Source organism: Sulfuricystis thermophila (assembly GCF_004323595.1).
Taxonomy (GTDB): domain Bacteria; phylum Pseudomonadota; class Gammaproteobacteria; order Burkholderiales; family Rhodocyclaceae; genus Sulfuricystis; species Sulfuricystis thermophila.
The window spans coordinates 1046100-1072540 of sequence record NZ_AP019373.1 but is presented as its reverse complement, the minus strand read 5'-3'; the positions used below and the strand labels follow the sequence as shown (position 1 = coordinate 1072540).

Here is a 26441-nt window from a genome sequence, read left to right as displayed (position 1 = left end):
GGACACCCGCCATGAAACGCACTTTGCTGTCGCTTGCTCTGCTCGCTTTTGCCTCCTCGACAACCCTTGCCGCCGACCCGATCGCCAAGGTCAATGGCAAACCCATCCCCGCCAGCCGCGCCGAGGTCCTGATCGCCCACCAGCTGGCGCAGGGCCAGGCCAAGACACCCGAACTCGAAAAAGCCGTCAAGGAAGAACTGGTACGCCGCGAAGTGCTGGCGCAGGCCGCCACCGCCAAAGGGCTCGACAAGAAACCCGATGTGCAGGCGCAAATCGATCTCGCCCGCCAGGGCGTGCTGATCGGCGCCTATCTCAACGAGTACGCCAAGACCCTCAAGATCAGCGACGATGAAATCAAGAAGGAATACGACGCGATCAAGAACGCACTCGGCGACAAGGAATACAAGGCGCGCCACATCCTCGTCGACAAGGAGGAGGAAGCCAAGGACATCATCGCCAAGCTCAAGGCGGGCCAGAAGTTCGAGGAGCTGGCCAAGGTTTCCAAGGACCCCGGTTCGAAGGACAAGGGCGGCGAGCTCGGCTGGGCGAACAAGGCCAGCTACGTGCCGGCCTTCGCCGACGCGATGGTCAAGCTCGCCAAGGGCAAGTTCACCGAAACCCCGGTGCAGAGCAATTTCGGCTGGCATGTGATCCAGCTCGACGACGTGCGCGAACTGAAGGCGCCCGCCCTCGACGAGGTCAAGCCGCAGATCGTCCAGCGGCTGCGTCAGCAGGCCGTCGAGAAGCACATCCTCGATCTGCGCGCGAAAGCCAAGGTCGAGTAAGCGAAACTCGGCGCTGGCAGGACGGCACATCCGCCAGCACAACGGCGGCGCTCATGTTCGAAGCCTGGCGCAACTGGCGGCGTGAGCGCGCCGCCAGCCGCATCGAGATCACCGCGGACCAATGGCGTGAGGCGGAATACCCGTTGCCCTTCCTCGACCGGCTGGGGGAAGAGGATCGCCAACGCCTGCGCGCGCTGGCGCGCGAATTCATCGCCAGCAAGGAATGGAGCGGCGCACAAGGCCTGCAACTGACCGCCCAGATCCAACTCTCGATCGCACTGCAGGCCTGCCTGCCGATCCTCAACCTCGGTCTCGACTGGTATCGCGGCTGGATCGGCATCGTCGTCTATCCCGGCGATTTCGTCATCCCGCGCCAGATCGTCGATGAAGACGGCGTCGTCCATGAATACGACGACCCCGTGCTCGGCGAAGCCTGGGAAGGCGGCCCGGTGCTGCTTTCATGGTTCGACGACCCGACCGAGCCCGGCGATGTCAGCATCGTCATCCACGAATTCGCCCACAAGCTCGACATGACCAACGGCGCGGTCGATGGCATGCCGCGGCTGCACGCCGAAATGCGCGCCGCCGACTGGAGCGCCGCCTATCAGTCGGCCTTCGACGATTTCTGCCGCCGTGTCGAGGCCGGCGAGAAAACGGCCATCGACCCTTACGCCGCCGAGCATCCGAGCGAATTCTTCGCCGTCACGAGCGAAGTCTTCTTCGAAGCACCCGATCTCTTGATGGCCGCATATCCGGCCGTGTATGCGCAGCTCGCGCTGTTCTACCGACAGGACCCACTGCGAGACACCGGCAACGTTGTTGCATTGCAACAAGCCTGAGGTCACAATACGCATCTCACCCTCATCCCGGCCCTCATCATGAGCCACGACTTCATCGACACCATCGAAAACCGCACCTTTGATGAGATCCAGGTCGGCGATTCCGCTTCGCTGACGCGCACGCTGCGGCCCGAAGACATCCAGATGTTCGCGATCATCTCCGGCGACATGAACCCGACCCATGTCGATCCGGAATACGCGCGCTCGTCGCAGTTCCGCGAGGTCGTCGGCCATGGCATGTGGGGGGCGATGCTGTTCTCGAACATCCTCGGCACGCAGTTTCCCGGCCCCGGCACGATCTACGTCGACCAGAACCTGCATTTCGACCGCGTCGTGCGCATCGGCGACACGCTCACCGCCACCGTCACCTGCAAGCGCAAGTTCGATCACAACGACCACATCCTGTTCGACTGCCGCTGCACCAACCAGGACGGCGAGCTGGTCATCAGCGGCACCGCCGAGGTGATCGCGCCGATCGAAAAGATCAAGCGCATGAAGGTCGCACTGCCGGAGATCAAGCTCTCGGCGACCAAGACCGCGCGCTACGAACATCTGCTGGAAATCACCGCGGGGCTGGCGCCGATCCCGATGGCCGTGGTACACCCCTGCGATGCCGAATCGCTAAAAGGGGCGCTCTTGGCACGCGATCGCGGTCTGATCGATCCGACCCTGGTCGGGCCGGAAAAACGCATCCGCGCGCTGGCCGAAGAGCTGGGCCTGAGCCTCTACGGCTGCCAGTTCCTCGATGTGCCGCACAGCCATGCGGCCGCCGAGTCCGGCGTCGCGCTGGCGCGCGAGGGGCTCGTCGAGGCGCTGATGAAAGGCAGTCTGCACACCGACGAGCTGATGAGCGAAGTCGTCGACAAGGCCACCGGATTGCGCACCGACCGGCGCATCAGCCACGTCTTCATGATGGACGTGCCGACCTATCCGCGCCCGCTCCTGATCACCGATGCCGCGGTCAATGTCGCCCCCGATCTGCCGACCAAGGTCGACATCGTGCAAAACGCAATCGATCTGGCACACATGCTGAAGATTCCCGAGCCCAAGGTCGCGCTGCTCGCCGCGGTCGAGACGGTGAATGCCAAGATGCCCGCCACGCTCGACGCCGCTGCGTTATGCAAGATGGCCGACCGCGGCCAGATCCAGGGCGGTATCCTCGACGGCCCGCTGGCCTTCGACAACGCGATCTCGGTGGTCGCCGCGCGCACCAAGGGCATCAAATCGGCGGTGGCCGGCCAGGCCGACATCCTGCTGGTGCCGGACATCGAATCCGGCAACATGCTCGCCAAGCAGCTCGAATATCTCGCCGATGCGCTCGCCGCCGGCATCGTGCTCGGCGCACGCGTGCCGATCGTGCTCACCAGCCGCGCCGATTCGGCGCAAACGCGCACCGCCTCGACGGCGATTGCCGTCGTCATGGCCCATTGCAAACGCGGCACCTGCAAGTAAGCGCGCGCACGATGGCTGATGCCCTACTGACCCTGAACTGCGGGTCCGCCACGATCAAATATGCACTGTTCCGGCGTGGCGATCCCATCCCGGCCAAGCCCGAATTCGCTGGCCTGATCGAGGTCGGCAGCGAAGACGGCGCTCATCGCGCCGCCATCGAGCGCCTGCTGCACTGGGTGCGCGCGCAGGCCGCCGACTGGACGATCGTCGGCGTCGGCCACCGCGTCGTCCATGGCGGCGAACGCTACGCACAGCCGATCGTGATCGACGATGCCCACCTCGCGCAGCTCAAGGCCTTCATTCCGCTCGCGCCGCTGCATCAGCCGCACAATCTCGCCGGCATCGAGGCGATGCAGGCCGCCCTGCCGGACGTTCCCCAGATCGCCTGCTTCGATACCGCCTTCCATCGCACCCAGCCAGAGATCGCCCAGCGCTTCGCGCTGCCGCGCCACATCACGGCGCAGGGCGTGCGCCGCTATGGCTTCCACGGCCTATCCTACGAATACATCGCCGAGACACTGCCGCGGCATCTCGACGCCGGGCGCGCCAATGGCCGCGTCATCGTCGCCCATCTGGGTAACGGCGCCTCGATGTGCGGCATGCTGGGTAGGCAAAGCCAGGCGACGACGATGGGCTTCACGGCGCTCGAAGGGTTGATGATGGGCACGCGCACCGGCAGCCTCGATCCCGGCGTTCTTCTCTATCTGATGGATTACGCCGGCATGGACACGCAGGCGCTCACCCGCCTCCTCTACAAGGAATCCGGTCTGCTGGGCGTCTCGGGCATCTCCGCCGACATGCGCGTGCTGCTGGTCTCCGACCGGCCCGAGGCGCAAGAGGCCGTCGAGCTCTTTTGCTACCGTATCGTGCGTGAGACCGGCTCGCTCGCCGCCGCGCTGGGCGGCCTCGATGCCTTCGTATTCACTGGCGGCATCGGCGAACACGCCGCGCCGGTGCGGGAGCGGGTCTGCCGGCAGCTCGGCTGGCTGGGCGTGGAAGTCGATCCCGCGGCCAATGCGAACCATCAGGAGCGCATCAGCACGCCAGCCAGCAAGGCGACCGTGCTCGTCCTGCCGACCAACGAGGAATGGATGCTGGCGCGCCATGCCGACGAGCTGATCGGCTGAGCATGCCGTGCCGTCTCGCCAGCGCCGAGCCATAGCGGCCATTGCCGGAGCGAGCCAATCGCGCGCACAATAGCGCCATGAATACGGTGCTCTCCTTCCTCGACCCTGCCCGCCCGGAGCCCTGGGCCAGTTTCCTCGAACAAATCGACCGCGTCGCGCCCCATCTCGGCCGGCTTGGCGTCTGGATCGAAACGCTCAAGCGGCCAAAGCGGGTTTTCATCGTCGATGTGCCGATCCATCGCGACGACGGCTCGCTCGCGCACTTCGAGGGCTATCGCGTGCACCACAATGTCTCGCGCGGGCCGGGCAAGGGCGGCGTGCGTTTTCACCCCGGCGTGACGCTCAATGAGGTGATGGCACTCGCCGGCTGGATGACGATCAAGAATGCCGCGCTCAACCTGCCCTACGGTGGCGCGAAAGGCGGTCTGCGCGTCGCACCGGAGACGCTCTCGCGCGCCGAACTCGAACGCGTGACCCGGCGCTATACCTCGGAGATCGGCATCCTGCTGGGGCCCACGCGCGACATTCCGGCACCGGATGTCGGTACCGACCAGCAGATCATGGCCTGGATGATGGATACCTACTCCACCGGCCAGGGCGAAACGGTCACCGGCGTGGTCACCGGCAAACCGCTCTGCCTCGGCGGCAGCCTGGGCCGACGCGAGGCGACCGGCCGCGGTGTGTTCATCGCCGCCAGAGAGATCGCCCGCCGCCATGGGATCGAGGTAAGCGGCACCCGCGTGGTCGTGCAGGGCTTCGGCAACGTCGGTTCCATCGCCGCGCAATGTTTTGCCGCCGCCGGGGCACGCGTCGTGGCCTTGCAGGATGCCAGCGGCAGCATCGCCAATCCGGCCGGCATCGACATCGCTGCCGCCCTCCGTCATGTCGAGGCAGGGCACCGGCTGGCCGAATTCCCGGGTGCCACACCGATCGACGACGAAGCCTTCTGGAATACGCCCTGCGAATTCCTCGTCCCGGCCGCGCTGGAAGGGCAGCTCACGCCCGAGCGCGCCTCTCGTGTGCAGACACGTTTCGTCGTCGAAGGCGCCAACGGCCCGACACCGCCGGCGGCGGACGACATCCTCGCCGAACGCGGCATCATCGTCGTGCCCGACGTGATCGCCAACGCCGGCGGCGTCACGGTGAGCTATTTCGAATGGGTGCAGGATTTTTCCAGCTTCTTCTGGAACGAGGACGAAATCAACGCCCGCCTCGAAACGATCATGGCCAATGCGGTGCGTGCCATGGCCGAGCTCGCCGAGGAACGCAAGGTCTCGCTGCGCACCGCCGCCTTCATCATCGCCTGCACCCGGGTGCTGGAAGCACGCGATCGGCGCGGTCTATACCCATAATCCGTTCGGCGTGCCGTCTCGCCAGCGCCGACTTTTATAATGCGCGGTTTTTGCTCGTTCCCGCCGCCATGTCCAAGCTCGCCCACGAGATCGCCCGCCGCCGCACCTTCGCCATCATCTCCCACCCGGACGCGGGCAAGACGACGCTGACCGAAAAGCTGCTCTGGTTTGGCGGTGCGATCCAGGTCGCCGGCGAGGTGCGCGCGCGGAAAGCCGCGCGGCATGCGACTTCCGACTGGATGGAGCTGGAAAAGCAGCGCGGCATCTCGGTGACCAGTTCGGTGATGCAGTTCCCCTACCGCGACTGCATGGTGAATCTCCTCGACACTCCCGGCCATGAGGACTTTTCCGAGGATACCTACCGCACCCTCACCGCCGTCGACTCGGCCGTGATGGTGATCGATTCGGTCAACGGCGTCGAGGCGCAGACGATCAAGCTCTTGAACGTCTGCCGGCTCAGGGACACGCCGATCCTCACCTTCATCAACAAGCTCGACCGCGAGGGCCGCTCACCCATCGACCTGCTCGACGAAATCGAGGACGTGCTGAAGATCCAGTGCGCGCCGATGACCTGGCCGATCGGCATGGGGAAATCGTTCCGCGGCGTCTATGACCTCTACGACGACTGCGTCTATTTCTTCGATCCGCAGGCCGAGAAAGGCACCTCGCGCGTCATCGAAAAGCTCGACAACCCCGAGCTCGACGCCTTGCTTGGACTGCAGGCCGAAGAACTGCGCAATGAGGTGGAACTCGTCAAAGGCGCCTCGCACCCCTTCGACAAGGAGGCCTATCTCGCGGGCCGGCAGACGCCGGTGTTCTTCGGCTCGGCGATCAACAACTTCGGCGTGCAGTCTCTCCTCGACGCGATCGTCGACCTCTCGCCCCCGCCGCAGCATCGACCGGCGATCAGCAACGGCGCTCCCCGCATGGTCGAGCCGCTGGAGCCGAAATTCACCGGCTTCGTCTTCAAGATCCAGGCCAACATGGACCCGAAGCACCGCGACCGCATCGCCTTCGTGCGCGTCTGCTCCGGCCATTACACGCGTGGCATCAAGCTGAAGCAACTGTCGACGGGCAAGACGCTGGCGGTCAACAACGCGATCACCTTCATGGCGCAGGATCGCAACACGACCGACGAAGCCTGGCCGGGCGACATCATCGGCATTCCGAACCACGGCACCGTGGTGCTCGGCGACAGCTTCACCGAAGGCGAGGACCTCAAATTCACCGGCATCCCCTGCTTTGCGCCCGAGCATTTCCGTCGCGCGCAAATCCGCAATCCGATGAAGATCAAGCAGCTGCAGAAAGGCTTGCAGCAGCTCGCCGAGGAAGGCGCGACACAATTGTTCAAGCCCTTGCACGGCAACGACTTGATCCTCGGCGCGGTGGGCCTGTTGCAGTTCGACGTGGTCGCCCACCGGCTCGAACACGAATACGGCGTCGACTGCTTCTTCGAGCCGGTGAATGTCGCCACCGCGCGCTGGCTACGCGGTTCCGAGCTCGCGCTGAAAGCCCTGATCGACAAGACGCCGGCCAACATCGCGCTCGACGGCGCGGGAGACTATGTCTATCTCGCCCCCAACCGCGTCAATCTGCAGATGACGATGGAGCGCCATCCGGACATCGTCTTTCTGGAGACGCGTGAAATCCACTGATGGGCGCAAAACGGCAAACCGTATAATCCAAGCTTTGAAACCAGGAACACACCATGGAAGCCGAACGCCTGAACAGCCTGGCCAACCGCATCGCCGACCTCGAAGCCCGCGGCGACCAACTGCGGAGGTATCTTTGACTTCGATGCGAAGTCCGAGAAGCTCGCCGAAATCAATCGCCTGATGGAAGACCCCGGCATCTGGAACGATGCCGAGCGCGCCCAGAGCCTGGGCAAGGAGAAAAAATCCCTCGAAGCCGTGGTGCTCACGCTGGAAGGCGTGAAGAACAGCCTCGCCGATGCGCGCGAGCTGCTCGAGATGGCCAAGGCGGAGGAAGACGAAGAGACGCTCGCCGCCGTCGAGAGCGATCTCGCCGCCGTCGAAGCGAAGGTCGCCGACCTCGAATTCCGTCGCATGTTCAACAATCCGGCCGACCCGAACAACTGCTTCATCGACATTCAGGCCGGCGCCGGCGGCACCGAAGCCTGCGACTGGGCCAGCATGCTGTTGCGCCAGTATCTGAAATACTGCGAGAAAAAGGGTTTCAAGACCGAGATCCTCGAACAGACCGATGGTGACGTCGCCGGTATTCGCAGCGCGACGATCAAGGTCGAGGGCGATTATGCCTACGGCTTTTTGCGCACCGAGACCGGCGTGCATCGCCTGGTGAGGAAGTCGCCTTTCGATTCGTCCGGCGGTCGTCACACCAGCTTCGCCAGCATCTACGTCTATCCCGAGATCGACGATTCGATCGAAGTGGAGATCAATCCGGCGGATTTGCGCATCGACACCTTCCGCGCTTCCGGCGCCGGCGGTCAGCACATCAACAAGACCGATTCGGCGGTGCGCATCACCCACCTGCCGACCGGCATCGTCGTGCAGTGCCAGAACGACCGCTCGCAGCACAAGAACCGCGCCGAGGCGATGGCGATGCTCAAATCACGCCTCTACGAGCTGGAAATGCGCAAGCGCCGCGAGGAAGCCGACAAGCTCGAAGCGCAGAAGACCGATGTCGGCTGGGGACACCAGATCAGAAGCTATGTGCTGGATCAGTCGCGCATCAAGGACCTGCGCACCAATGTCGAGATCTCCAACACCCAGAAGGTGCTCGACGGCGATCTCGATCCCTTCATCGAAGCCAGCCTGAAGCAAGGCGTTTGACAGAAAGCATTGCCATGAGCGACAACATCCCAGCCGCCCCGCCAGTCGACGAGAACCACATCATCGCCGAGCGCCGCGAAAAGCTCAAAGCCTGGCGCGCGACCGGCCGCGCCTATCCGAACGACTTCCGGCGCGAGAACCTCGCTGCACGTCTCGACGAGCTCTACGGCGAGAAAAGCAAGGAGGAACTGGAAGCCACGCCAATCGCCGTCAGCGTCGCCGGCCGCATCATGTTGAAGCGTGTGATGGGCAAGGCGAGCTTCATCACCGTGCAGGATCTCTCCGGCCGCATTCAGTTCTATGTCACTCGCGACAATGTCGGCGAGGCGGTGTATGAGGACTTCAAGAAGTGGGATCTGGGCGACATCGTCGGGGCGGTGGGCACGCTGATGAAGACCAAGACCGGCGAGCTCACCGTGCAATGCACGGAGATTCATCTGCTCTCGAAGTGCCTGCGCCCGCTGCCGGAAAAGTTCCACGGCCTGACCGACGTCGAGCAGAAGTACCGCCAGCGCTATCTGGATCTGATCACCAACGAGGAGACGCGCTTCACCTTCGTCGCCCGCTCGCGGATGATCCAGTCGATCCGCAACTACATGGTGCATCACGGCTTCCTCGAAGTCGAGACGCCGATGATGCATCCGATCCCCGGCGGCGCCGCAGCGAAGCCCTTCGTCACCCATCACAATGCGCTCGACATGGATCTGTTCCTGCGCATCGCGCCGGAGCTGTATCTGAAACGCCTAGTCGTCGGCGGCTTCGAGAAGGTGTTCGAGATCAACCGTAACTTCCGCAACGAAGGTCTCTCGCCGCGCCACAATCCCGAATTCACGATGATGGAGTTTTATGAGGCCTATGCCGACTACAAGACGCTGATGGACTTCACCGAAGGGCTGATCCGCCATGCGGCGCGCGAGGCGCTCGGCACCGAGGTCTTCGACTATCAGGGGCGCACGCTCGATCTCTCCAAGCCCTTCCGCCGCATGACCACCGTCGAGGCGATCCACGCCTATCATCCGGGTTACAGCCTGACGATGCTGAATGATGCCGGCTGGCTGCGCCACAAGCTCGCCGATCTCCAGGTCGAGATCAAGCCCAATGCGGGGCTGGGCACCCTGCAGATGCAGCTGTTCGAGGAAACCACCGAGGCCGAGCTGTGGGAGCCGACCTACATCATCGACTATCCGACCGAAGTCTCGCCCTTGGCGCGACGCTCCGACCGGAATCCCGAGATCACCGAACGTTTCGAGCTCTACATCGTCGGCCGCGAGATTGCCAATGGCTTCTCGGAATTGAACGATCCCGAGGATCAGGCGGCACGCTTCATGGAGCAGGCCAAGGCACGGGCCGCCGGTGATGAGGAGGCAATGTATTTCGATGCCGACTACATCCGCGCGCTCGAATACGGGCTGCCGCCCACCGGCGGCTGCGGCATCGGCATCGACCGGCTGGTGATGCTGCTCACCGACTCGCCGTCGATCCGCGACGTGATCCTCTTTCCGCAGATGCGACCTGAGTGAAGCCGGCGCCGATCGTTCCCGCCGAGCTCGCGTTCGACGGCAACGGCGTACCCTACGCGCCAGCTTTCGGCGACGTCTATCACTCCGCCAGCGGCGGCCTCGAACAGGCCCGTCATGTGTTCCTCGCCGGCAACGATCTGCCCGCGCGCTGGCGGGGGCGCGATTTCGCCATCCTGGAAACCGGCTTCGGCCTCGGTCTCAACTTCCTCGCCACCTGGCAGGCGTGGCAGGAAGCCCCCGGACGTCGGCTGCATTATTTCGCGATCGAGCGACACCCGTTTCGGGCCGAGGATCTCGCACGGCTGCATGAAAGATTCCCTGCCCTCGCGCCGCTCGCTGCCCGATTGCGCGCAGCCTGGCCCAGCCTGATTCCCGGCTTCCACCGGCTGCATTTCGAAGGCGGCGCCATCACGCTGACGTTGGTCTTCGGCGCGGCGCAGACGGTGCTCGGCGACATCGCCGGACGTTTCGACGCCTTTTATCTCGACGGTTTCTCGCCGGCAAAAAATCCCGAGATGTGGTCGAGGAAGGTTTGCGAGGATCTGGCCTGGCTCGCCGCTCCCGGCGCGACACTCGCCACCTGGACGGTGGCGGGCGAGGTGCGGCGCAATCTCGCCGCGGCGGGCTTCCATGTCGAGCGTCGCACCGGTTTCGGCAGCAAACGCGAGATGCTCGTCGGCCAATATCCCGAAGGTGCCGTTCCGCCAGCGCCGAGTTTCGGCGGCCGGAAAATCGCCGTGATCGGCGCCGGCATCGCCGGGCTCGCCTGCGCCGAACGACTCGCGTCACGCGGTTTGGAAGTCACGCTGTTCGAGCGGCGTGAGCGCATCGCCGCCGAGACCTCCGGCAATCACCAGGCGATCCTGCTGCCAGCCCTGGCCGTCGATGCAACACGCCTGGCGCGCCTGAACCAGGGTGCCTTTCTCTATGCACTGCACCGTCTCGATGCGCTCGCCGCTGGCGGCCACGCGGTCGCCAGCGGGCGTTGCGGCGTGTTCCAGATCGCCCGTGATGACTCGCACGCCCAGAAACAGGCGAGTATCGTCGCCGATCAGGGTCTCCCCCACGACTTCGTGCAGTTTCTCGATGCGGCATCGGCAGCGGACATCGTCGGCGCCGAGGTAGCCGGCCCGGGCTGGTGGTTTCCCCGCGCCGGCTGGGTCGCCCCCACCTCACTCGCTCAGGCCTTGCTGGCGCAGGCCGGGCCGGCCGTCACCCTCCGCCTCGCCACGTCCGTGGCCGCATTGGCCGGCACGGACGACGGTTGGCGTCTCCTCGATGCCGCGGGCAAGCCGCTGTGGGAAGGTGCAGCGGTCATCCTCGCCCATGCCCATGGGATTGCTGGGCTACCGCAGGCGGCGCATCTGCCGATCCTCTGCTTTCGCGGCCAGACCACCCATCTGCCGGCAGCCGCGCTTCCCCAGCCGCTGCGCTGCGTCGTCTGCCGCGAAGGCTATCTCGCCCCGCCGCACGACGGTATCGCCAGCCTGGGCGCCAGCTTCAAGCGCAGCCGTGATCTGACGCCGAGCCTCGATGAACATGCCGCAAATCTCGCCCGGCTGGAAGCCATGCTCCCCGGCTGGGGCGAGCGCTTCACGGCGGAAAATCTCACCGGCCGCGTCGCGCTGCGGCCGGTCTCGCCGGACAAACTGCCGCTGGTCGGCGCCTTGCCGCTGTCGACATGCGAGCCACGCCCGCTCGCGCATGTCGAATGGCCGTGCTGGCCGGGACTGTTCGTCGCCAGCGGTTATGGCGCGCGCGGCTTCGTCTGGGCACCGCTGATGGCCGAACTGCTCGCCAGCCAGATCTGCGGCGAACCGTTGCCGATCGGGCACGAACTCGCCGCCGCGGTCGATCCGGCGCGCTTTGCCTGGAAAGGGCGCAGCGAAATGTAACCAACTGTTGCGCGCGTCCACCGCCGGCAACGGTCTCGCGTTATGCTTGCCACACCCAACGACCAACAAGGAGGCATTCGCATGACCACGACCGTCCCGAACCCCCCGGCCAAAGCAGGTCTGCACCCGCTCGTCGCCATCGCGGCGATCGCCGTCACCGTCTTCTCGCTGTTCGGCATTGCGGCGATCAACGGCTGGCTGCCCAGCGGCAAGGCGACCTCAGCGGAGACGCCCGCAGTCGCCAGCAACACTGCCGTTACCGCAGCGCCGGCCGGCGAACCGAAGACCCCTGGCACGGCGCAACCCGTCGCACAGGCCGCCCCTGTCGAGCAAAGCGCACCGAAACCCGTCGCCAGAACGGCGCCCAAGCCCGCATCGAAGCCCGCCGCATATCCGGCACCAACCGAGATCGCCCAGGCCCCCGTCGCCGCCCCGCCGGCCCCCCCAGCTCCACCGGTCTGCGGCAACTGTGGCGTGATCGACAATATTCGTGAGATCACCCAGCCGGGCGAGGCCACGGGTCTCGGCGCCGTGGCCGGTGGCGTGGTCGGCGCGATCCTCGGCCACCAGATCGGTGGCGGCACCGGCAAGAAACTCGCCACCGTGGCCGGCGCAGCCGGCGGCGCCTATGCCGGTCACCAGATCGAGAAATCGCAGCGCAAGACGACGCGTTACGAAGTCATCGTGCGCATGAACGATGGCACCACGCGCTCGGTGATGATGGACATGGTGCCCGGCTGGCAGATCGGCGAGCGCGTGCGCATCGAGAATGGCACGCTGGTGAGGGATTAACCCAGCACCGCGTCCAGCCGCTTCAACACTTCTTCCCGTCCCATCACCGCGAGCACGCGGTCGATGGACGGGCTTTGCGTCTGACCGAGCAGCACGACGCGCAACGGAATCGCCACCTGCGGCATCTTGAGTCCCGTCGCGGCGAGCGTCTCCTTGAGCGCCTTCGCCACGGCTTCCGGCACAAATTCGGCGCTGGCGAGACGGCAGCGCAGATCGCGCAAGGCGGCCAGGGCGCCATCGGTCAGATGCTGCGTCCGCAGCTCCTCGGACGGATGCGGCGCGACATAGAACGGATGCGCGGCATCGGCCAGCTCATTGAGGTTTTGGACCCGATCCTTGTACAAGGCCGCAATCGCCGCCGGCTCGGGAAAGGCGGTATCGACCACCCCCTCGCGCACCAGCCGCCGGCGGATTTCCTCACCCAGCCGTTCATCGTCGCAATGCTTGATGTAATGGGCGTTCAGCCAGTTGAGCTTTTCGGTGTTGAACTGTGCCGCCGACGAGGTGATGTGATCGAGATCGAACCACTGGATGAACTGTTCCATGCTGAAGATCTCATCGTCGCCGTGCGACCAGCCCAGCCGCGCGAGATAGTTCAGCACCGCTTCCGGCAGATAGCCGTCCTCGTCGTACTGCATCACCGACACCGCGCCATGACGTTTCGAGAGCTTGGTGCCGTCCGGTCCGAGGATCATCGACAGATGGCCGTAGCGCGGCAGCGGCGCACCGAGCGCCTTCAAGAGGTTGATTTGCCGCGGCGTGTTGTTGACATGGTCGTCGCCGCGGATCACATGACTGATCCGCATATCCCAGTCATCGACGACGACGCAGAAGTTGTAGGTCGGCGTGCCATCGGCACGCGCGATGATGAAGTCGTCGAGTTCGGCATTGCTGAACTCGATGTGCCCTTTGACCAGGTCATCCCAGGCGACCACGCCGTCGGTCGGGTTCCGGAAGCGCACCACCGGCTGTACCCCAGAAGGCGGCGTCGGCAGCGTCTTGCCCGGCTCAGGCCTCCAGCGGCCATCGTAGCGCGGTTTTTCCTTTCTCGCCTCCTGCTCGGCGCGCAAGGCGTCGAGCTCTTCCTTGCTCATGTAACAGTGATACGCAGTGCCTGCCGCCAGCATCTGCTGGATCACTTCCTTGTAGCGCATCATGCGCTGCGTCTGGAAAAACGGCCCCTCGTCGGGGGTGAGCCCCAGCCAGCGCATGCCGTCGAGGATCGCCTGGACGGCTTGCGGCGTCGAGCGCTCGATGTCGGTATCCTCGATGCGCAGGATGAACTGCCCGCCATGGTGGCGCGCATAGGCCCAGGCGAACAGCGCAGTGCGTGCACCACCGATGTGCAGATAGCCGGTCGGGCTGGGAGCGAAACGGGTACGGACGGTCATGGTGGATAGGCCGGGAAAAATTCGAATTTTAGCGTGACCGGCGGCGTCACCATCCCGTAGCATCGCGGAATGCTTGCTCTATCCCGGCGTTTTCCCGCCTTCCAGTCACGCAATTTCCGGCTGTTTTTCGCCGGCCAGCTGGTCTCGCTGATCGGCACCTGGATGCAGCACATCGCGATGACCTGGCTCGCCTACCGGCTCACCGATTCGACCGTGATGCTCGGTCTGGTCGGCTTCTCCAGCCAGCTGCCGATCCTGCTGTTTTCGATTCCCGCCGGCGTCTGGAACGACCGCCTCGACCGACGCCGTTTGTTGATCCTCACCCAGTTCCTCGCCCTGCTGCAGGCGCTGCTGCTCGCCGGGCTCACCGCGACGGCGACGATCACCCCGGCCCTGCTCCTCGCCCTCGCCTTCACGCTCGGTTGCATCAATGCCGTCGATCTACCCGCACGCCAGGCTTTCGTTGCGCAGATGGTGCCGGACAAGCGTGCCCTGCCGAATGCGATCGGTCTCAATTCCTTTTTGATGAATGGCTCGCGCTTCGTCGGCCCGGCGCTCGCCGGTCTGGTCGTCGCGACGGCGGGCGAGGCCGCCTGCTTTCTGCTCAATGCCCTGTCCTATCTGGCGGTGCTCGCCGCGCTGGCAGCGATCCGCACGGTCCCCGGCAAGCCGCCGGCGCGGCAATCGGCCCTCGATGCGCTCCGCGACGGGCTGATCTACACCATCCGTCATCCGCGCATCCGGCTGACCTTGTTGCTGATCGCCTGCTTCAGCTTCTTCGTCACACCCTACGTGGTGATGATGCCGGTGTATGCGCGCGACCTGTTTCATGGCGATGCACGCACCTACGGCCTGTTGATCAGCAGCGCGGGGGCGGGTTCGCTCTGCGCGGCGTTATGGCTGGCCTGGCGGGGTGGCAAACGCGCCGGCGACGGCCTCGACCGCCTGGTGGGGCGTACGGCGGTGACAGGCGGCATCATGCTGGCGGCGTTCGCTTATCTGCCGAAGATCGAGTTCGCTTACCCGCTGCTGATGCTGCTCGGTTTTTCAGTCGTGATCACCGCCGCCGGCAGCAACACCTTGATCCAGCTGGAAGTCGAAGAACATTTCCGTGGCCGGGTGATGGCGATCTTCTCGACGGCGTTTCTCGGCATCGCACCATTGGGCAGCCTGATGGTGGGCCTGGTCAGCGCGCATCTCGATGTCCGATCGACCCTGTTCGGCTGCGGCCTGCTGGCCTTCGGCGCCGGCCTGGTCTTTCGGCGGCGCATTCATGCGCACCAATGAAAAAGGGCACGGCAACGCCGTGCCCCGCAATCGACGGGTGCTGTCGCGCGAATTTACTTCTTGGCAGCCTTCTTCTTGCCCGCGACGGCAGCCTTGAAGCCGGCGCCGGCAGTGAAGCGCGGCACGGTGGTGGCGGCGATCTTCAGCTTTTCGCCGGTCTTCGGATTGACACCGGTGCGTGCGGCGCGCTTGGCCGCCTTGAAGGTGCCGAAGCCAACCAGCGTCACGGCATTGCCCTTGGCAACGGACTTGACCACGGCGTCGATCATCGCGTCCAGGGCTTTGGCGGCAGCGGCTTTGCTGATGTCGGCGCTCTTGGCGACGACTTCGACGAGATCCCCTTTGTTCATGCTGAATGCTCCTCAAGTTGGATGGCCAAATTGCCGTCAAGATTCTAACTGGATATCAGGTCCGCCCGTCAAGGGGATTGCAGCGATTTGCCCGTCTCCGGCGCGCGAATGTGGCATTTTTCGCAGTGGCTCAATGCCGGTGGCACTGCTGGCTATAATGACCAATAGAAGTTTATCGTGCCGCCCCGAGCAGGAGGAATTCGCTTGATGCTCTTCATTCTCTACTACATCATCGCCATCACGATCCTGGTGCTGCACTTCACCGGTTTTCTGGCGCGGCACAACCTCGAATGGTTGGTGCTGCTACTGGCGGTCACCGTCTTCCCGGCCGTCATCTACCTGTAGTGCAGACCTTTTCTATCAGCGCCTTGACGGCCCCCGCATCGGCATCCATGACGACGACGCGCTGCGGTAACCCCTCGATGCCTTCCAGCGCTTTCGGGCGTGTCGGCTCCCTTCCCAAGGCTTCCTGAATCGTTTCGGCGAATTTCACCGGCTGCGCGGTCTCCAGCACGATCATCGGCACCTCAGGCAACAGATGCTCGCGCGCCACCTTGACGGCATCGGCGGTATGCGGGTCGATCATGACCTGATACCGCTCCCAGACGGTGCGGATCGTCGCCAAGCGGTCGGCATGGGTGCTCTTGCCGGAGACGAACCTGAATTGCGGCAGCTTCGCCATGAATGGCGTGCCAGACAGATCGAAACCCTCCCCGGCATCGACTTTCGCCCAAAGCTGACGCACCATCGCGGGATCGCGGCCGACCAAGTCGAACACGAAGCGTTCGAAGTTCGAGGCCTTCGAGATGTCCATCGACGGACTCGAAGTGACATGGGTTTCGGCGCTGCCGCGCGGCCGGTAGCGGCCACTGCGGAAGAATTCGTCGAGCACGTCGTTCTCGTTGGTGGCCAGCACCAGCCGCGCGATTGGTAAACCCATCATGCGCGCGATGTGCCCGGCGCAGATGTTGCCGAAGTTGCCGGATGGCACGGCGAAGGCGACTTCCTCGTCGTTGCTTTGTGTTGCCGCGAAATAGCCCTTGAAGTAATAGACGATCTGCGCCAACACGCGTGCCCAGTTGATCGAATTCACCGCGCCGATCTTGTATTTCGCCTTGAAGGCGGCATCGTTGGCGACCTGCTTGACGATGTCCTGGCAGTCGTCGAACATGCCACGGATGGCGATGTTGATGATGTTCTCATCCTGCAGCGAATACATCTGCGCGCGCTGGAAGGCCGACATCTTGCCGTGGGGCGAGAGCATGAAGACGCGCACGTTCTTCTTGCCGCGCATCGCATATTCGGCCGCCGAGCCGGTGTCGCCGGAAGTGGCGCCCAGGATGTTGATCGCCTCGCCGCGCTTCTCGAGCACATATTCGAACAGGTTGCCCAAGAGCTGCATCGCCATGTCCTTGAAGGCGAGCGTCGGTCCGTTCGACAGCTCCAGCAGGTGAAAGCCGGGTTCCAGCGTGGTGAGCGGCGTGATGTCAGAGGCATCGCGGCCTGGGCGGCAATAGGGGTAGGTGCGCGCGGTGTAGGTGCGATCGACGATGCCTTTCAGATCGCAGGCCGGAATGTCGTCGATGAACTTCAAAAAGATCTTCAGCGCCAACGCCGGATAGGGGAGCTCGCGCCATTCGGCGAGCTCGGCGCGGGAAACCTGCGGATAACTCTCGGGCAGATAGAGGCCGCCGTCGGGCGCCAGACCACCGAGCAGGATGTCGCAGAAGGCTTGCGGCGTGGCATGGCCGCGTGTGGAGATGTATTTCATGGCGGGGCGAAGAGATCAGGACTGGCGCGGATTATAGAGTGCGGCCATCAGGCGCAGGACGAAGTCGGCGAGCGCCAGTGCCGCCGGAACTCCTGCAAAGGGTAGGTCGAACAGCAATGCCAGTCCGGCAACGAAGAACAGCGCTGCCCGGACAGGCCCACCCCGGGTCAGGCGGTGCAGCAACGCCTGACGCGCCGGTGAATCCGCCCCGGGATAACGCCAGACCGGCAGCAGTTGCGCGAGCGCGCCGCTGACGAGCGGCAGCAGAAACAGCGCGACATAGCCGGAAAGCGCCGGCCGAGCCGCGATCCAGCCCACGCCATGCGCGAGGCCGACGACGAGGAGTAACAGGAATCCCACGCTTGCGATCAGCAGAGGTGCCGTCTCGCCAGCGCCGAGTTTGCGCCCGTAGGCACGCCACCAGGCCCGAAGATCTCGCCCAACCACCCAGAAAAGCAGCAGGGCGCCAGGCACGGCCAGCCAGAAGCCCGTCGCCGCTCCGGCCGCGACCAGCACGACCCCGACGAGCGCCGGCAAGAGGTCGATACGCAAGCGCGTGGCCGCCGTCGGCTCAGGCTGCCGCAGCGCGGTCGGCAACAACACCGGCAGCGTGCCGAGCGCCGCCAGACCGATGAAACCGAGCGTATTGAGATGCAGGTGGAAAAGGCGCAGCGCCGCGCGCAACTCCGGCACCGCCAGCCAGACCGGCACCAGACTGACGGCGAAGAAGAGGCACAGCAGCGCCGCGCCATACCAATGCGCACCCGGATGCGGCGCGCCGAGCGCTGCCCGCAGCCGGCGGGAAATCCAGAATAACAGCAGCAGCGCGGCAGCCGCATCGACCGTCGCGGAAAGATGCAGCGTCCAGTACGGCAACCATCCCGCCAGTGCCGGCGGGACGAGGATCCCCGCCGCCTGTACGACGAGCGGCAGGTAATGGATCACCGGCGCGGGAGCGCGGCTTCTTGTCAGCACCGGCACGAAGTGGCCGATCGCGCCGAAGATCAGCGGCAAGGCGCCCACTGCGAAAGCGATGTGGAAAGTCGGCGCTGCTGACACGGCACCCAGCGTCGCAGCCAATGCGGCCAGAAAGGCCACGATGGCACAGACGCCCAGCCAGACCAGCATCGTGTGGCGTTTCAGCTCAGCTCTTCGAGCCGCAGGCGCACGATCTTGCCGCTCACCACCGGCAGTGCCTCGATCTTCGCGATCGCGGCGTCGACTTGCTTTTCGCGCACGACGTGCGTCAGGATGATGATGTCGGTCTGCTGCTCGCCCTCGGCGGGCTCGCGCTGCACCATCGCATCGATCGAGATCTGCTCATCGGCGAGGATGCGCGTGATGTCGGCGAGCACGCCCGGCTTGTCCTCCACGCGCATGCGCAGGTAATAGCCGCTTTCCACCTCGGCCATCGGCAGGATCGGCAGATCGGCCACCGCATCGGGCTGGAAGGCGAGATGCGGCACGCGGTTTTCCGGATCGGCCGTCGCCATGCGCGTGACATCGACGAGATCGGCGATCACCGCCGAAGCGGTCGGCTCGGCGCCGGCGCCCTTGCCGTAATAGAGCGTCGCGCCGACCGCGTCGCCCTGCACCAGCACCGCGTTCATCGCGCCCTCGACGTTGGCGAGCAGCCGTTTGGCCGGGATCAGCGTCGGGTGCACACGCAGTTCGATGGCGGTCCGGCCATCGAGCTTGCGGCGTTTGGTGATGCCCAACAGCTTGATGCGATAGCCGAGCTGCTCGGCATAGCGGATGTCTTCCGCCTGCAGCTTGCTGATGCCTTCGACATAGGCTTTGTCGAACTGCATCGGGATGCCGAAGGCGATCGCCGCCATGATCGTCAGCTTGTGGGCCGCGTCGATGCCCTCGATGTCGAAGGTCGGATCGGCCTCGGCGTAACCCAGCCGCTGGGCTTCCTTGAGCACCACGTCGAAGGGCAGACCCTTGTTGCGCATCTCGGAGAGGATGAAATTGGTCGTGCCATTGATGATGCCGGCGATCCACTCGATGCGGTTGGCGGTCAAGCCCTCGCGCAGCGCCTTGATGATCGGGATACCGCCGGCGACCGCCGCCTCGAAGCCGATCATCACGCCTTTCCGCTGTGCGGCGGCGAAGATCTCGTTGCCATGCACGGCCAACAGCGCCTTGTTGGCGGTCACCACATGCTTGCCGTTCTCGATCGCCTTCAGCACCAGCTCCTTGGCGATGCCGTAGCCGCCGATCAGCTCGACGACGATGTCGATCTCGGGATTGGTTACGACCGCGAAGGCATCGTCGGTCAAAGCGACCTTCCCGCCGGTGACACGCCGGGCCAATTCCAGGTTCTTGTCCGCGACCTGGACGATGCGGATCGGCCTTCCGGCACGTCGGGTGATTTCGGCTTCGTTGCGGGCCAGGACGGTAAATGTGCCGCCGCCGACGGTGCCGATGCCGAGCAGTCCAACTTGGATGGGTTTCATGGATGTTGGGTCGAAGAATCAGAAACGAGAAAAATCAGGTGCCGTGACGCTTGCGATACATTTCCAGGAACCGGGCGATGCGGCCGATCGCCTCGGCGAGATCATCGACGTTGGGCAGGAACACGACGCGGAAATGGTCCGGGGTCGGCCAGTTGAAGCCGCTGCCCTGCACCAGCAGGACTTTTTCCTCTTCGAGCAGTTCGAGGATGAACTGCTGGTCATTGTCGATCGGATACATCTTCGGATCCAGCCGCGGGAAACAATACAGCGCCGCCTGCGGCCGCACGCAGGAGACGCCGGGAATATTCGACAGCAACTCCCAGGCGAGATCGCGCTGCTTGCACAAGCGTCCCTGCGGCGCGACCAGGTCCTCGATGCTCTGATAGCCGCCCAGCGCGGTCTGGATCGCATGCTGGCCCGGCACGTTCGAGCATAGCCGCATCGAGGCGAGGATGTTCAGCCCCTCGATGTAATCCTGGGCATGGCGCTTTTCACCGGAGACGATCATCCAGCCGGCGCGGAAGCCGCAGGCGCGATAGTTCTTCGACAGACCGTTGAAGGTGATGAACAGCACGTCGTCGGCGAGGCTGGCGATCGACGTGTGTTTGCGGCCGTCATAGAGCACCTTGTCATAGATCTCGTCGGCGAAGACGATCAATTCGTGCTGCCGGGCGATGTCGACGATCCCTTGCAGCAGGTCGTCGGGATACAGCGCACCGGTCGGATTGTTCGGGTTGATGACCACGATCGCACGTGTTGCGGGTGTGATCTTGGCGCGAATGTCGGCGAGATCCGGCAGCCAGCCGGCGCCTTCGTCGCACAGGTAATGACGTGGCGTGCCGCCGGAGAGACTCACCGCGGCGGTCCACAGCGGATAGTCCGGCGCCGGCACCAGCACTTCGTCACCGTTGTTGAGCAGCCCCTGCATCGCCATCACGATCAGTTCCGAGACACCGTTGCCGAGTGTGATGTCGTCGATCGTCACCCCGGGGATCTTCTTCTGCTGGCTGTAATGCATCACCGCCTTGCGCGCCGAAAACAGGCCCTTCGAATCCGAGTAGCCCGAGGCATCGCGGATGTTGCGGATCACGTCGACGACGATCTCCTCCGGCGCTTCGAAACCGAAGGCAGCCGGGTTGCCGATGTTGAGCTTGATGACGCGGTGCCCCTCCTCTTCCATCTGCCGGGCCCGTGCCAACACCGGACCGCGGATGTCGTAACAAACATTGGCAAGCTTGGTGGATTTGAGGATGGGCTGCATGACGGCTAGTGAGGACGAAAAAAACGAAAGGTTATAATCCTACCGAATGACCCGCCCTGCGGCAATCGCAAGCATGCCGCGGCCGCACGCAGCTTTGCCCACAGACCCGCCTTGAAGCTTCAACCCGATCCCCACGGCAACGACAACATCGTCACTGCTTACGCCAGTGATTTCATTGCGGTAGGCGGCCGTGTGCTGACGCGCAGCCTGCTGCTCCTGCCCGATCGCCTCGACGAGCAATGGGGCCCCGATGCCTATGCCGGTCTGAGCATCGAGCATGTCGTGCACCTCGCTGCCTTTTCCTGCGATGTGGTGCTGCTCGGTACCGGCCGCCGTCAGCGCTTCCCGGCACCCGAACTGTTGCGTCCGCTGGTCGAAGCCGGCCGCGGTTTCGAGATCATGGACACGGCGGCCGCCTGCCGCACCTACAACATCCTGGTCGGCGAAGGACGTCTGCCCCTGGCCGCGCTGATCCTTGAAAAAGACCCGGCATGAAACCCACGATCGCGCTGCGCATCGAGGTTCCCGGCTATCGCGCCTGCGCCACGCTGCCGGCACTCATCGCTCTGTTACAAAGCCAGGAAGCCGGCGCGAGCTTTCTGTTCGGATTGAGTAATGACTGGCTCGGTCGCTCACCCGCGCGCCATGCCCGCAGCCTACTCGAACAGGTGCCCGCCGCCGGCTTCGATACCGGCATTTTCGGCTGGCAGCCGAGCCAGTGGCTCAAACGGGCCGCTGCGGCGCCGGCCGTCTGGGTAAGCGAGCAGTTCGCCCAAGCCCGAGCGGCGTTCGAGAAAACCTTCGGCTGTGCGCCGCAATTGACGGCGGCGCCCGGCTGGCAGGGAAATCCGCACGCCCTGCGCCTGACACAGCGCCTCGGTTTCGCCCGGGCCAGCGACACCCGCGGGCGTCACCCCTTCATTCCCGTCTGGAATGGCGAGATCGTGCGCTGTCCACAAATCCCGGTCACCCTGCCGACTTTCGACGAACTGGCCGTCGCCTCAGGCAAGGGAATGGCGGACGCAGTCGATGCCCTGCTGGCGCTGACCGCACAACCACCACGCTTCGGCCATGTCTTCAACCTCACGGCCAGCCGGGCACTCGGGAAGGCGCCGCAGCATTTCCAGCGTCTGCTCGCCGGCTGGCGCAGCCAAGGCTATCGGATCGTTTCACTCGACGTATTCGCTGCTGGATTCGTCATCGATCAGTTGCCGCGCCATGAAATCATCTTCGGCACGGTCCCCGGCCATTCCCGCCCCGTGCTGCTGCAAGGGGATGAATTCCTCTCTGAATGGAGAACTCCGCAATGAATGAGGCTTCCGTCTCAGTGCCGCACGTCGGCCAGACCGTGCCCGACTTTTCCCTGCCGGCCACCGGAGGGCAGACTTTCCAGCTCTCCGCACTGCGCGGTCGAGCCGTCGTGCTCTATTTCTATCCAAAGGACAGCACGCCGGGCTGCACCACCGAGGCCGGCCAGTTCCGCGACCTCCACGATGCCTTCGTCGCGCTGGGCGCCACGGTCTGGGGCGTCTCCCGCGACAGCCTGAAGTCGCATGAAAACTTCAAGGCCAAGCTCGGCCTGCCTTTCGAGCTGCTTTGCGATGCCGACGAGACGGCCTGCCGTCTGTTCGGCGTCATCAAAATGAAAAATCTCTACGGCAAACAGGTGCGTGGCATCGAACGCAGCACCTTCCTGATCGATCCCGCCGGCCGCCTGGCACGCGAATGGCGCGGCGTGAAGGCGGATGGCCACGCGGCCGACGTGCTCGACGCCGTGAAATCCCTCTGACCTCGCCACCCCCCGCCCCGAGAACCGATGAACGCCAAACGCACCGCCAAGCATGCCAAATCCAGCAAACCCACCAAATTGTTCGTGCTCGACACCAACGTCTTGATGCACGATCCGACCTGTCTGTTCCGCTTCGAGGAGCACGACCTGTTCGTGCCGATGATGACGCTGGAAGAGCTCGACGCCAACAAGAAGGGCATGTCGGAAGTGGCGCGCAACGCGCGGCAGGCAAGCCGCATGCTGGATGAGATCGTCACCGGCAGCGAGGAAGACATCCAGGAAGGCATCGACCTCGCCGCGCCGTCGCGTGGCCTGGCGAGCGGCCGGCTGTTTTTGCAGACCGAGGCGATCAACGGTCTCCTGCCAGCTTCGCTGCCGACCTCGCGTGCCGACAACCAGATCATCGCCGTCGCGCTACACCTGCGCCAGAAGCATCCGAAACGGCCGGTGATCCTCGTCACCAAGGACATCAACATGCGCATCAAGGCCCGCGCCCTGGGTCTAGAAGCGCAAGACTATTTCAACGACAAGGTACTCGAAGACACTGACCTGCTCTACACCGGCAGCCTCGAATTGCCTGCCGACTTCTGGGAAAGCCACGCGCAGGGACTGGAATCGTGGAAAAAGGATGGCCGCACCTACTACCGTATCAGCGGGCCGCTGTGCGCCGATCTGCTGATCAACGAATTCGTCTGGCAGGAAGGCCCGCAACCCTTGCAGGCCTGGGTCCGTGCGCACGCCGGCAAGACGGTGGAGCTGGAAACCCTGATCGACTATTCGCATGGCAAGAATGCCGTCTGGGGCATCACGGCCCGGAACCGCGAGCAGAATTTCGCGCTGAACCTGTTGATGCATCCGGACATCGACTTCGTCACGCTGCTCGGTCAGGCCGGCACCGGCAAGACGCTGCTCACGCTCGCCGCGGCGCTGACACAGACGCTGGAGCAGAAGCGCTTCTCCGAGATCATCATCACGCGCGTCACCGTGCCGGTCGGCGAGGACATCGGCTTTTTGCCCGGCACCGAGGAGGAAAAGATGACGCCGTGGATGGGCGCGCTCGAAGACAACCTCGACGTGCTCAACAAACCGCTCGACGATGGCGACAAAGGCAATTACTCGGGCGATTGGGGGCGCGCCGCGACGATGGACCTGATCCGTAGCCGCATCAAGATCAAGTCGCTGAACTTCATGCGCGGCCGCACCTTCCTCAACAAGTTCCTGATCATCGACGAAGCCCAGAACCTGACGCCGAAGCAGATGAAGACGCTGATCACGCGTGCCGGTCCTGGCACCAAGGTGGTCTGTCTTGGCAACATCGCGCAGATCGACACACCGTATCTCACCGAGGGGTCTTCGGGTCTCACCTACGTCGTCGATCGCTTCAAGGGTTGGCCGCACGCCGGCCATATCACCCTGCAGCGCGGCGAGCGCTCACGGCTAGCCGATCACGCCGCCGAGGTGCTGTAACCGTCGTAAAAGTGCCGTTCCACCAGCGCCGATTTCATTCAGTAGGAACCAGGTGCAGCGAAGTTTTCGAAGCGGGTGTATTCACCCAGGAAGGTGAGCTTGACGACGCCGGTCGGGCCGTTGCGGTGCTTGCCGATGATCACTTCGGCGACGCCCTTCTCGGTCGTGTCCGGCTTGTAGTATTCCTCGCGGTACATCATCAGGATGATGTCGGCATCCTGCTCGATGGCGCCCGATTCGCGCAGATCTGACATCAAGGGACGCTTGTCGTTGCGCTCCTCGACCTTGCGCGACAGCTGCGAGAGGGCGATCACCGGCACCTGCAACTCTTTCGCCAGCGCCTTGATCGAGCGCGAGATCTCAGAGATTTCCGTGGCGCGGTTCTCGTTGTCGCGGATCGAGGTCATCAATTGCAGGTAGTCGATCACGATCAGACCGAGACGGCCGAACTGGCGATGCAGACGACGCGCGCGGGCCCGCAGGTCGGAAGCGTTGATCGCGCCGGTCTCGTCGATGTGGATCGGCGCATCGTGCAGCTTGCCGAGCGCCACCGTCATCTTTTCCCAATCCTCGTCGGAAAGCTTGCCGGTGCGGATCTTCGTCTGATCGAGGCGCCCGGCCGAAGAGAGAAAACGCATCGCCAATTGCGGCCCGGACATTTCCAGGCTGAAGATCGCCACGGGCTGACGCAGCTCCATCCCGACATGTTCGGCGATGTTCAGCGCGAACGCGGTCTTGCCCATCGAGGGACGGCCGGCGACGACGATCATGTCACCAGGCTGGAGTCCGGAGGTGATGCGGTCGAGATCGTGAAAGCCGGTTGGCAACCCGGTGATGTCGGAAGGATTCTCGCGGTTGTAGAGTTTTTCGATGCGATCGACCACCTCGCCCAGCAAGGGTGTGATGGCTTGGAATCCCTGACCGACACGGTTGCCCGCCTCGGCGATCTCGAAAACTTTCTGCTCCGCCTGGTCCAGCAGGGTCTTGACATCCCGTCCGGCGGGATTCAGCGCCGAGGCGGCGATTTCGTCGCCGACGGATACCAGCTTGCGCAGGATCGCCCGCTCACGCACGATTTCGGCATAGCGACGGATGTTGGCGGCCGAAGGAGTGGCATTCGCGATCTCGCCCAGATAGGCGAGTCCACCGGTCTGTTCGACCTGGTTGGCATGCTCGATCGATTCATAGACGGTCACCACGTCCGCCGGCCGACCGGTTTCGATCAGCTTGCGGATGTGGGCGAAGATGCGGCGGTGATCGTCCCGGTAGAAATCGGCCTCGGAGACGATATCGGCGATTCGGTCCCAGGCGCTGTTGTCGAGCAGCAGCCCGCCGAGCAAAGACTGTTCGGCCTCGATCGAATGCGGCGGCAGTTTCAGAGCGGCGATTTGCGGATCGGACGCAACCCCTTGCAGATAAGATTGTCCCGTTTGGGTTTGGGCCATGTTTCGTTATCCTCCGACCGGCAAAGTCTACTCGCGACGATCTCCATTGGGGAGAGAACAAGTTGTGGAAATGAGCAGCCTCTTCGGTGCACAAGTTGTGGATTGCCTGTGCATGTGCCGCGATTGCGGGTAAACGTGAAAGAGCCGCCTCGTTGGCGGCTCTTTCGGCACGACAAAGGGTGCTTATTGTTCGGCGACGACCGCGACGGTCACACTGGCGACGACATCGGCATGCGGGGCGATTTCCAGAACCGTTTCGCCCAGCGCCTTGATCGGGCCCATCGGCATACGCACGGCACTTTTCTCGATGACGATGCCTTGTGCGGCGAGCGCATCGACGACGTCGATCGTCGTCACCGACCCGAACAGACGGCCATCGACCCCGGCCTTGCGAGCAACCTCGACACGCAGCCCTTCGAGCTTCGCGGCAATGGCCTGGGCTGCGGCAAGTTTCTCGGCGGCGAGCTTTTCGAGCTCGGCACGGCGCGCCTCGAAGACCTTGATGTTTTCAGGGGTCGCGCGTTTCGCGAAGCCCTTGGGGATCAGATAATTGCGCGCATAGCCTTCCTTGACCTTGACGACATCGCCCAGATTGCCGAGGTTCGCCACCTTGTCCATCAGAATCACTTGCATGGTTTGCCTC

Annotated in this window: 24 protein-coding genes; 16 read left to right on the top strand and 8 right to left on the bottom strand. The window is 64.1% G+C overall.

Annotated features, from left to right (window positions below; genetic code table 11):
* The first annotated feature begins 11 nt into the window (after window positions 1-11).
* From M52SOB_RS05455 to M52SOB_RS05410, 10 genes are all read left to right on the top strand, one after another.
* Window positions 12-785, top strand: a complete 774-nt coding sequence (locus M52SOB_RS05455; protein WP_131110936.1) for a peptidyl-prolyl cis-trans isomerase — start codon at window positions 12-14, stop codon at window positions 783-785.
* 53 nt (window positions 786-838) lie between these two features.
* Window positions 839-1624 carry a M90 family metallopeptidase gene (locus M52SOB_RS05450; RefSeq protein WP_131110935.1) on the top strand — a complete coding sequence of 262 codons (786 nt, stop codon included), beginning with the start codon at window positions 839-841 and terminating at the stop codon, window positions 1622-1624.
* A 39-nt stretch (window positions 1625-1663) separates the two neighbouring features.
* Window positions 1664-3076 carry a bifunctional enoyl-CoA hydratase/phosphate acetyltransferase gene (locus M52SOB_RS05445; protein WP_131110934.1) on the top strand — a complete coding sequence of 471 codons (1413 nt, stop codon included), beginning with the start codon at window positions 1664-1666 and terminating at the stop codon, window positions 3074-3076.
* 11 nt (window positions 3077-3087) lie between these two features.
* Complete coding sequence (locus M52SOB_RS05440; RefSeq protein WP_131110933.1) at window positions 3088-4203, top strand: acetate/propionate family kinase; 1116 nt, start codon at window positions 3088-3090, stop codon at window positions 4201-4203.
* Between the two features lie 77 nt (window positions 4204-4280).
* A complete protein-coding gene (locus tag M52SOB_RS05435) occupies window positions 4281-5555 on the top strand; it encodes a Glu/Leu/Phe/Val family dehydrogenase (protein ID WP_131110932.1) in 1275 nt (424 codons plus the stop codon).
* Window positions 5556-5623: 68 nt separating this feature from the next.
* Complete coding sequence (locus tag M52SOB_RS05430; RefSeq protein WP_131110931.1) at window positions 5624-7210, top strand: peptide chain release factor 3; 1587 nt, start codon at window positions 5624-5626, stop codon at window positions 7208-7210.
* 53 nt (window positions 7211-7263) lie between these two features.
* Window positions 7264-8368, top strand: a protein-coding gene (gene prfB / locus M52SOB_RS05425) for a peptide chain release factor 2 (RefSeq protein ID WP_131110930.1) whose coding sequence is annotated in 2 segments (ribosomal slippage) — window positions 7264-7344 and window positions 7346-8368 — 1104 coding nt in all. Because the reading frame shifts where the segments join, the coding sequence is not laid out codon by codon here.
* 14 nt (window positions 8369-8382) lie between these two features.
* Complete coding sequence (gene lysS, locus M52SOB_RS05420; protein ID WP_131110929.1) at window positions 8383-9888, top strand: lysine--tRNA ligase; 1506 nt, start codon at window positions 8383-8385, stop codon at window positions 9886-9888.
* The gene (gene mnmC, locus M52SOB_RS05415) at window positions 9885-11783 is read left to right on the top strand and encodes a bifunctional tRNA (5-methylaminomethyl-2-thiouridine)(34)-methyltransferase MnmC2/FAD-dependent 5-carboxymethylaminomethyl-2-thiouridine(34) oxidoreductase MnmC1 (RefSeq protein ID WP_131110928.1); all 1899 of its coding nucleotides are present in this window, start codon (window positions 9885-9887) and stop codon (window positions 11781-11783) included. The genes lysS and mnmC overlap by 4 nt, the downstream gene beginning before the upstream one ends.
* A gap of 81 nt (window positions 11784-11864) precedes the next feature.
* Window positions 11865-12575 (top strand): outer membrane lipoprotein, encoded by a 711-nt coding sequence (locus M52SOB_RS05410; protein WP_131110927.1) that lies wholly within the window; start codon window positions 11865-11867, stop codon window positions 12573-12575.
* Here the strand turns inward: M52SOB_RS05410 and gltX are convergent.
* Window positions 12572-13966, bottom strand: coding sequence for a glutamate--tRNA ligase (gltX, locus tag M52SOB_RS05405; protein WP_172601754.1), 1395 nt, complete (start codon window positions 13964-13966; stop codon window positions 12572-12574). The two genes, M52SOB_RS05410 and gltX, sit on opposite strands and share 4 nt — an antisense overlap.
* A gap of 69 nt (window positions 13967-14035) precedes the next feature.
* Between gltX and M52SOB_RS05400 the strand changes: the two genes are divergently transcribed.
* A complete protein-coding gene (locus M52SOB_RS05400) occupies window positions 14036-15253 on the top strand; it encodes an MFS transporter (RefSeq protein WP_131110926.1) in 1218 nt (405 codons plus the stop codon).
* 53 nt (window positions 15254-15306) lie between these two features.
* On the opposite strand, the gene M52SOB_RS05395 is transcribed toward M52SOB_RS05400, so the two are convergent.
* On the bottom strand, window positions 15307-15603 hold the full coding sequence (locus M52SOB_RS05395) for an HU family DNA-binding protein (RefSeq protein WP_131110925.1): 297 nt from the start codon (window positions 15601-15603) through the stop codon (window positions 15307-15309).
* 207 nt (window positions 15604-15810) lie between these two features.
* On the opposite strand from M52SOB_RS05395, the gene M52SOB_RS13915 reads away from it, so the two are divergent.
* On the top strand, window positions 15811-15948 hold the full coding sequence (locus tag M52SOB_RS13915) for a hypothetical protein (protein ID WP_172601753.1): 138 nt from the start codon (window positions 15811-15813) through the stop codon (window positions 15946-15948).
* Here M52SOB_RS13915 and thrC read toward each other — a convergent pair.
* The 4 genes from thrC to M52SOB_RS05375 are packed head-to-tail and all read right to left on the bottom strand — an operon-like array spanning window position 15935 to window position 21097.
* On the bottom strand, window positions 15935-17374 hold the full coding sequence (thrC, locus tag M52SOB_RS05390; RefSeq protein WP_131110924.1) for a threonine synthase: 1440 nt from the start codon (window positions 17372-17374) through the stop codon (window positions 15935-15937). The two genes, M52SOB_RS13915 and thrC, sit on opposite strands and share 14 nt — an antisense overlap.
* A gap of 15 nt (window positions 17375-17389) precedes the next feature.
* The gene (locus M52SOB_RS05385; RefSeq protein WP_131110923.1) at window positions 17390-18502 is read right to left on the bottom strand and encodes a hypothetical protein; all 1113 of its coding nucleotides are present in this window, start codon (window positions 18500-18502) and stop codon (window positions 17390-17392) included.
* Between the two features lie 11 nt (window positions 18503-18513).
* Window positions 18514-19836, bottom strand: coding sequence for a homoserine dehydrogenase (locus M52SOB_RS05380; protein WP_131110922.1), 1323 nt, complete (start codon window positions 19834-19836; stop codon window positions 18514-18516).
* Between the two features lie 34 nt (window positions 19837-19870).
* Complete coding sequence (locus M52SOB_RS05375; protein WP_131110921.1) at window positions 19871-21097, bottom strand: pyridoxal phosphate-dependent aminotransferase; 1227 nt, start codon at window positions 21095-21097, stop codon at window positions 19871-19873.
* Between the two features lie 111 nt (window positions 21098-21208).
* On the opposite strand from M52SOB_RS05375, the gene M52SOB_RS05370 reads away from it, so the two are divergent.
* The 4 genes from M52SOB_RS05370 to M52SOB_RS05355 are packed head-to-tail and all read left to right on the top strand — an operon-like array spanning window position 21209 to window position 24353.
* The gene (locus M52SOB_RS05370; protein WP_131110920.1) at window positions 21209-21592 is read left to right on the top strand and encodes an Mth938-like domain-containing protein; all 384 of its coding nucleotides are present in this window, start codon (window positions 21209-21211) and stop codon (window positions 21590-21592) included.
* Window positions 21589-22407 (top strand): polysaccharide deacetylase family protein, encoded by an 819-nt coding sequence (locus M52SOB_RS05365; RefSeq protein WP_131110919.1) that lies wholly within the window; start codon window positions 21589-21591, stop codon window positions 22405-22407. Before M52SOB_RS05370 ends, M52SOB_RS05365 begins: the two co-directional genes overlap by 4 nt.
* Complete coding sequence (locus M52SOB_RS05360) at window positions 22404-22886, top strand: peroxiredoxin (protein ID WP_284155218.1); 483 nt, start codon at window positions 22404-22406, stop codon at window positions 22884-22886. The genes M52SOB_RS05365 and M52SOB_RS05360 overlap by 4 nt, the downstream gene beginning before the upstream one ends.
* A gap of 27 nt (window positions 22887-22913) precedes the next feature.
* Window positions 22914-24353 (top strand): PhoH family protein, encoded by a 1440-nt coding sequence (locus M52SOB_RS05355; RefSeq protein WP_131110917.1) that lies wholly within the window; start codon window positions 22914-22916, stop codon window positions 24351-24353.
* Window positions 24354-24391: 38 nt separating this feature from the next.
* Here M52SOB_RS05355 and dnaB read toward each other — a convergent pair whose 3' ends face one another.
* Both dnaB and rplI read right to left on the bottom strand, forming a co-directional pair.
* The gene (gene dnaB / locus M52SOB_RS05350; protein WP_131110916.1) at window positions 24392-25798 is read right to left on the bottom strand and encodes a replicative DNA helicase; all 1407 of its coding nucleotides are present in this window, start codon (window positions 25796-25798) and stop codon (window positions 24392-24394) included.
* 183 nt (window positions 25799-25981) lie between these two features.
* Window positions 25982-26431 carry a 50S ribosomal protein L9 gene (gene rplI, locus M52SOB_RS05345; protein ID WP_131110915.1) on the bottom strand — a complete coding sequence of 150 codons (450 nt, stop codon included), beginning with the start codon at window positions 26429-26431 and terminating at the stop codon, window positions 25982-25984.
* Window positions 26432-26441: the final 10 nt, after the last annotated feature.

Bases quoted from the DNA above. Each gene is read 5' to 3' on its own strand.
- rplI (WP_131110915.1), bottom strand. From the start codon at position 26,431: ATGCAAGTGATTCTGATGGACAAGGTGGCGAACCTCGGCAATCTGGGC.
- M52SOB_RS05360 (WP_284155218.1), top strand. From the start codon at position 22,404: ATGAATGAGGCTTCCGTCTCAGTGCCGCACGTCGGCCAGACCGTGCCC.
- lysS (WP_131110929.1), top strand. From the start codon at position 8,383: ATGAGCGACAACATCCCAGCCGCCCCGCCAGTCGACGAGAACCACATC.
- gltX (WP_172601754.1), bottom strand. From the start codon at position 13,966: ATGACCGTCCGTACCCGTTTCGCTCCCAGCCCGACCGGCTATCTGCAC.
- thrC (WP_131110924.1), bottom strand. From the start codon at position 17,374: ATGAAATACATCTCCACACGCGGCCATGCCACGCCGCAAGCCTTCTGC.
- M52SOB_RS05450 (WP_131110935.1), top strand. From the start codon at position 839: ATGTTCGAAGCCTGGCGCAACTGGCGGCGTGAGCGCGCCGCCAGCCGC.
- M52SOB_RS05440 (WP_131110933.1), top strand. From the start codon at position 3,088: ATGGCTGATGCCCTACTGACCCTGAACTGCGGGTCCGCCACGATCAAA.
- M52SOB_RS05430 (WP_131110931.1), top strand. From the start codon at position 5,624: ATGTCCAAGCTCGCCCACGAGATCGCCCGCCGCCGCACCTTCGCCATC.
- M52SOB_RS05375 (WP_131110921.1), bottom strand. From the start codon at position 21,097: ATGCAGCCCATCCTCAAATCCACCAAGCTTGCCAATGTTTGTTACGAC.
- M52SOB_RS05455 (WP_131110936.1), top strand. From the start codon at position 12: ATGAAACGCACTTTGCTGTCGCTTGCTCTGCTCGCTTTTGCCTCCTCG.
- M52SOB_RS05435 (WP_131110932.1), top strand. From the start codon at position 4,281: ATGAATACGGTGCTCTCCTTCCTCGACCCTGCCCGCCCGGAGCCCTGG.
- M52SOB_RS05385 (WP_131110923.1), bottom strand. From the start codon at position 18,502: ATGCTGGTCTGGCTGGGCGTCTGTGCCATCGTGGCCTTTCTGGCCGCA.
- M52SOB_RS05365 (WP_131110919.1), top strand. From the start codon at position 21,589: ATGAAACCCACGATCGCGCTGCGCATCGAGGTTCCCGGCTATCGCGCC.
- M52SOB_RS05400 (WP_131110926.1), top strand. From the start codon at position 14,036: ATGCTTGCTCTATCCCGGCGTTTTCCCGCCTTCCAGTCACGCAATTTC.
- M52SOB_RS05395 (WP_131110925.1), bottom strand. From the start codon at position 15,603: ATGAACAAAGGGGATCTCGTCGAAGTCGTCGCCAAGAGCGCCGACATC.
- M52SOB_RS13915 (WP_172601753.1), top strand. From the start codon at position 15,811: ATGCTCTTCATTCTCTACTACATCATCGCCATCACGATCCTGGTGCTG.
- M52SOB_RS05445 (WP_131110934.1), top strand. From the start codon at position 1,664: ATGAGCCACGACTTCATCGACACCATCGAAAACCGCACCTTTGATGAG.
- M52SOB_RS05410 (WP_131110927.1), top strand. From the start codon at position 11,865: ATGACCACGACCGTCCCGAACCCCCCGGCCAAAGCAGGTCTGCACCCG.
- M52SOB_RS05355 (WP_131110917.1), top strand. From the start codon at position 22,914: ATGAACGCCAAACGCACCGCCAAGCATGCCAAATCCAGCAAACCCACC.
- M52SOB_RS05380 (WP_131110922.1), bottom strand. From the start codon at position 19,836: ATGAAACCCATCCAAGTTGGACTGCTCGGCATCGGCACCGTCGGCGGC.
- dnaB (WP_131110916.1), bottom strand. From the start codon at position 25,798: ATGGCCCAAACCCAAACGGGACAATCTTATCTGCAAGGGGTTGCGTCC.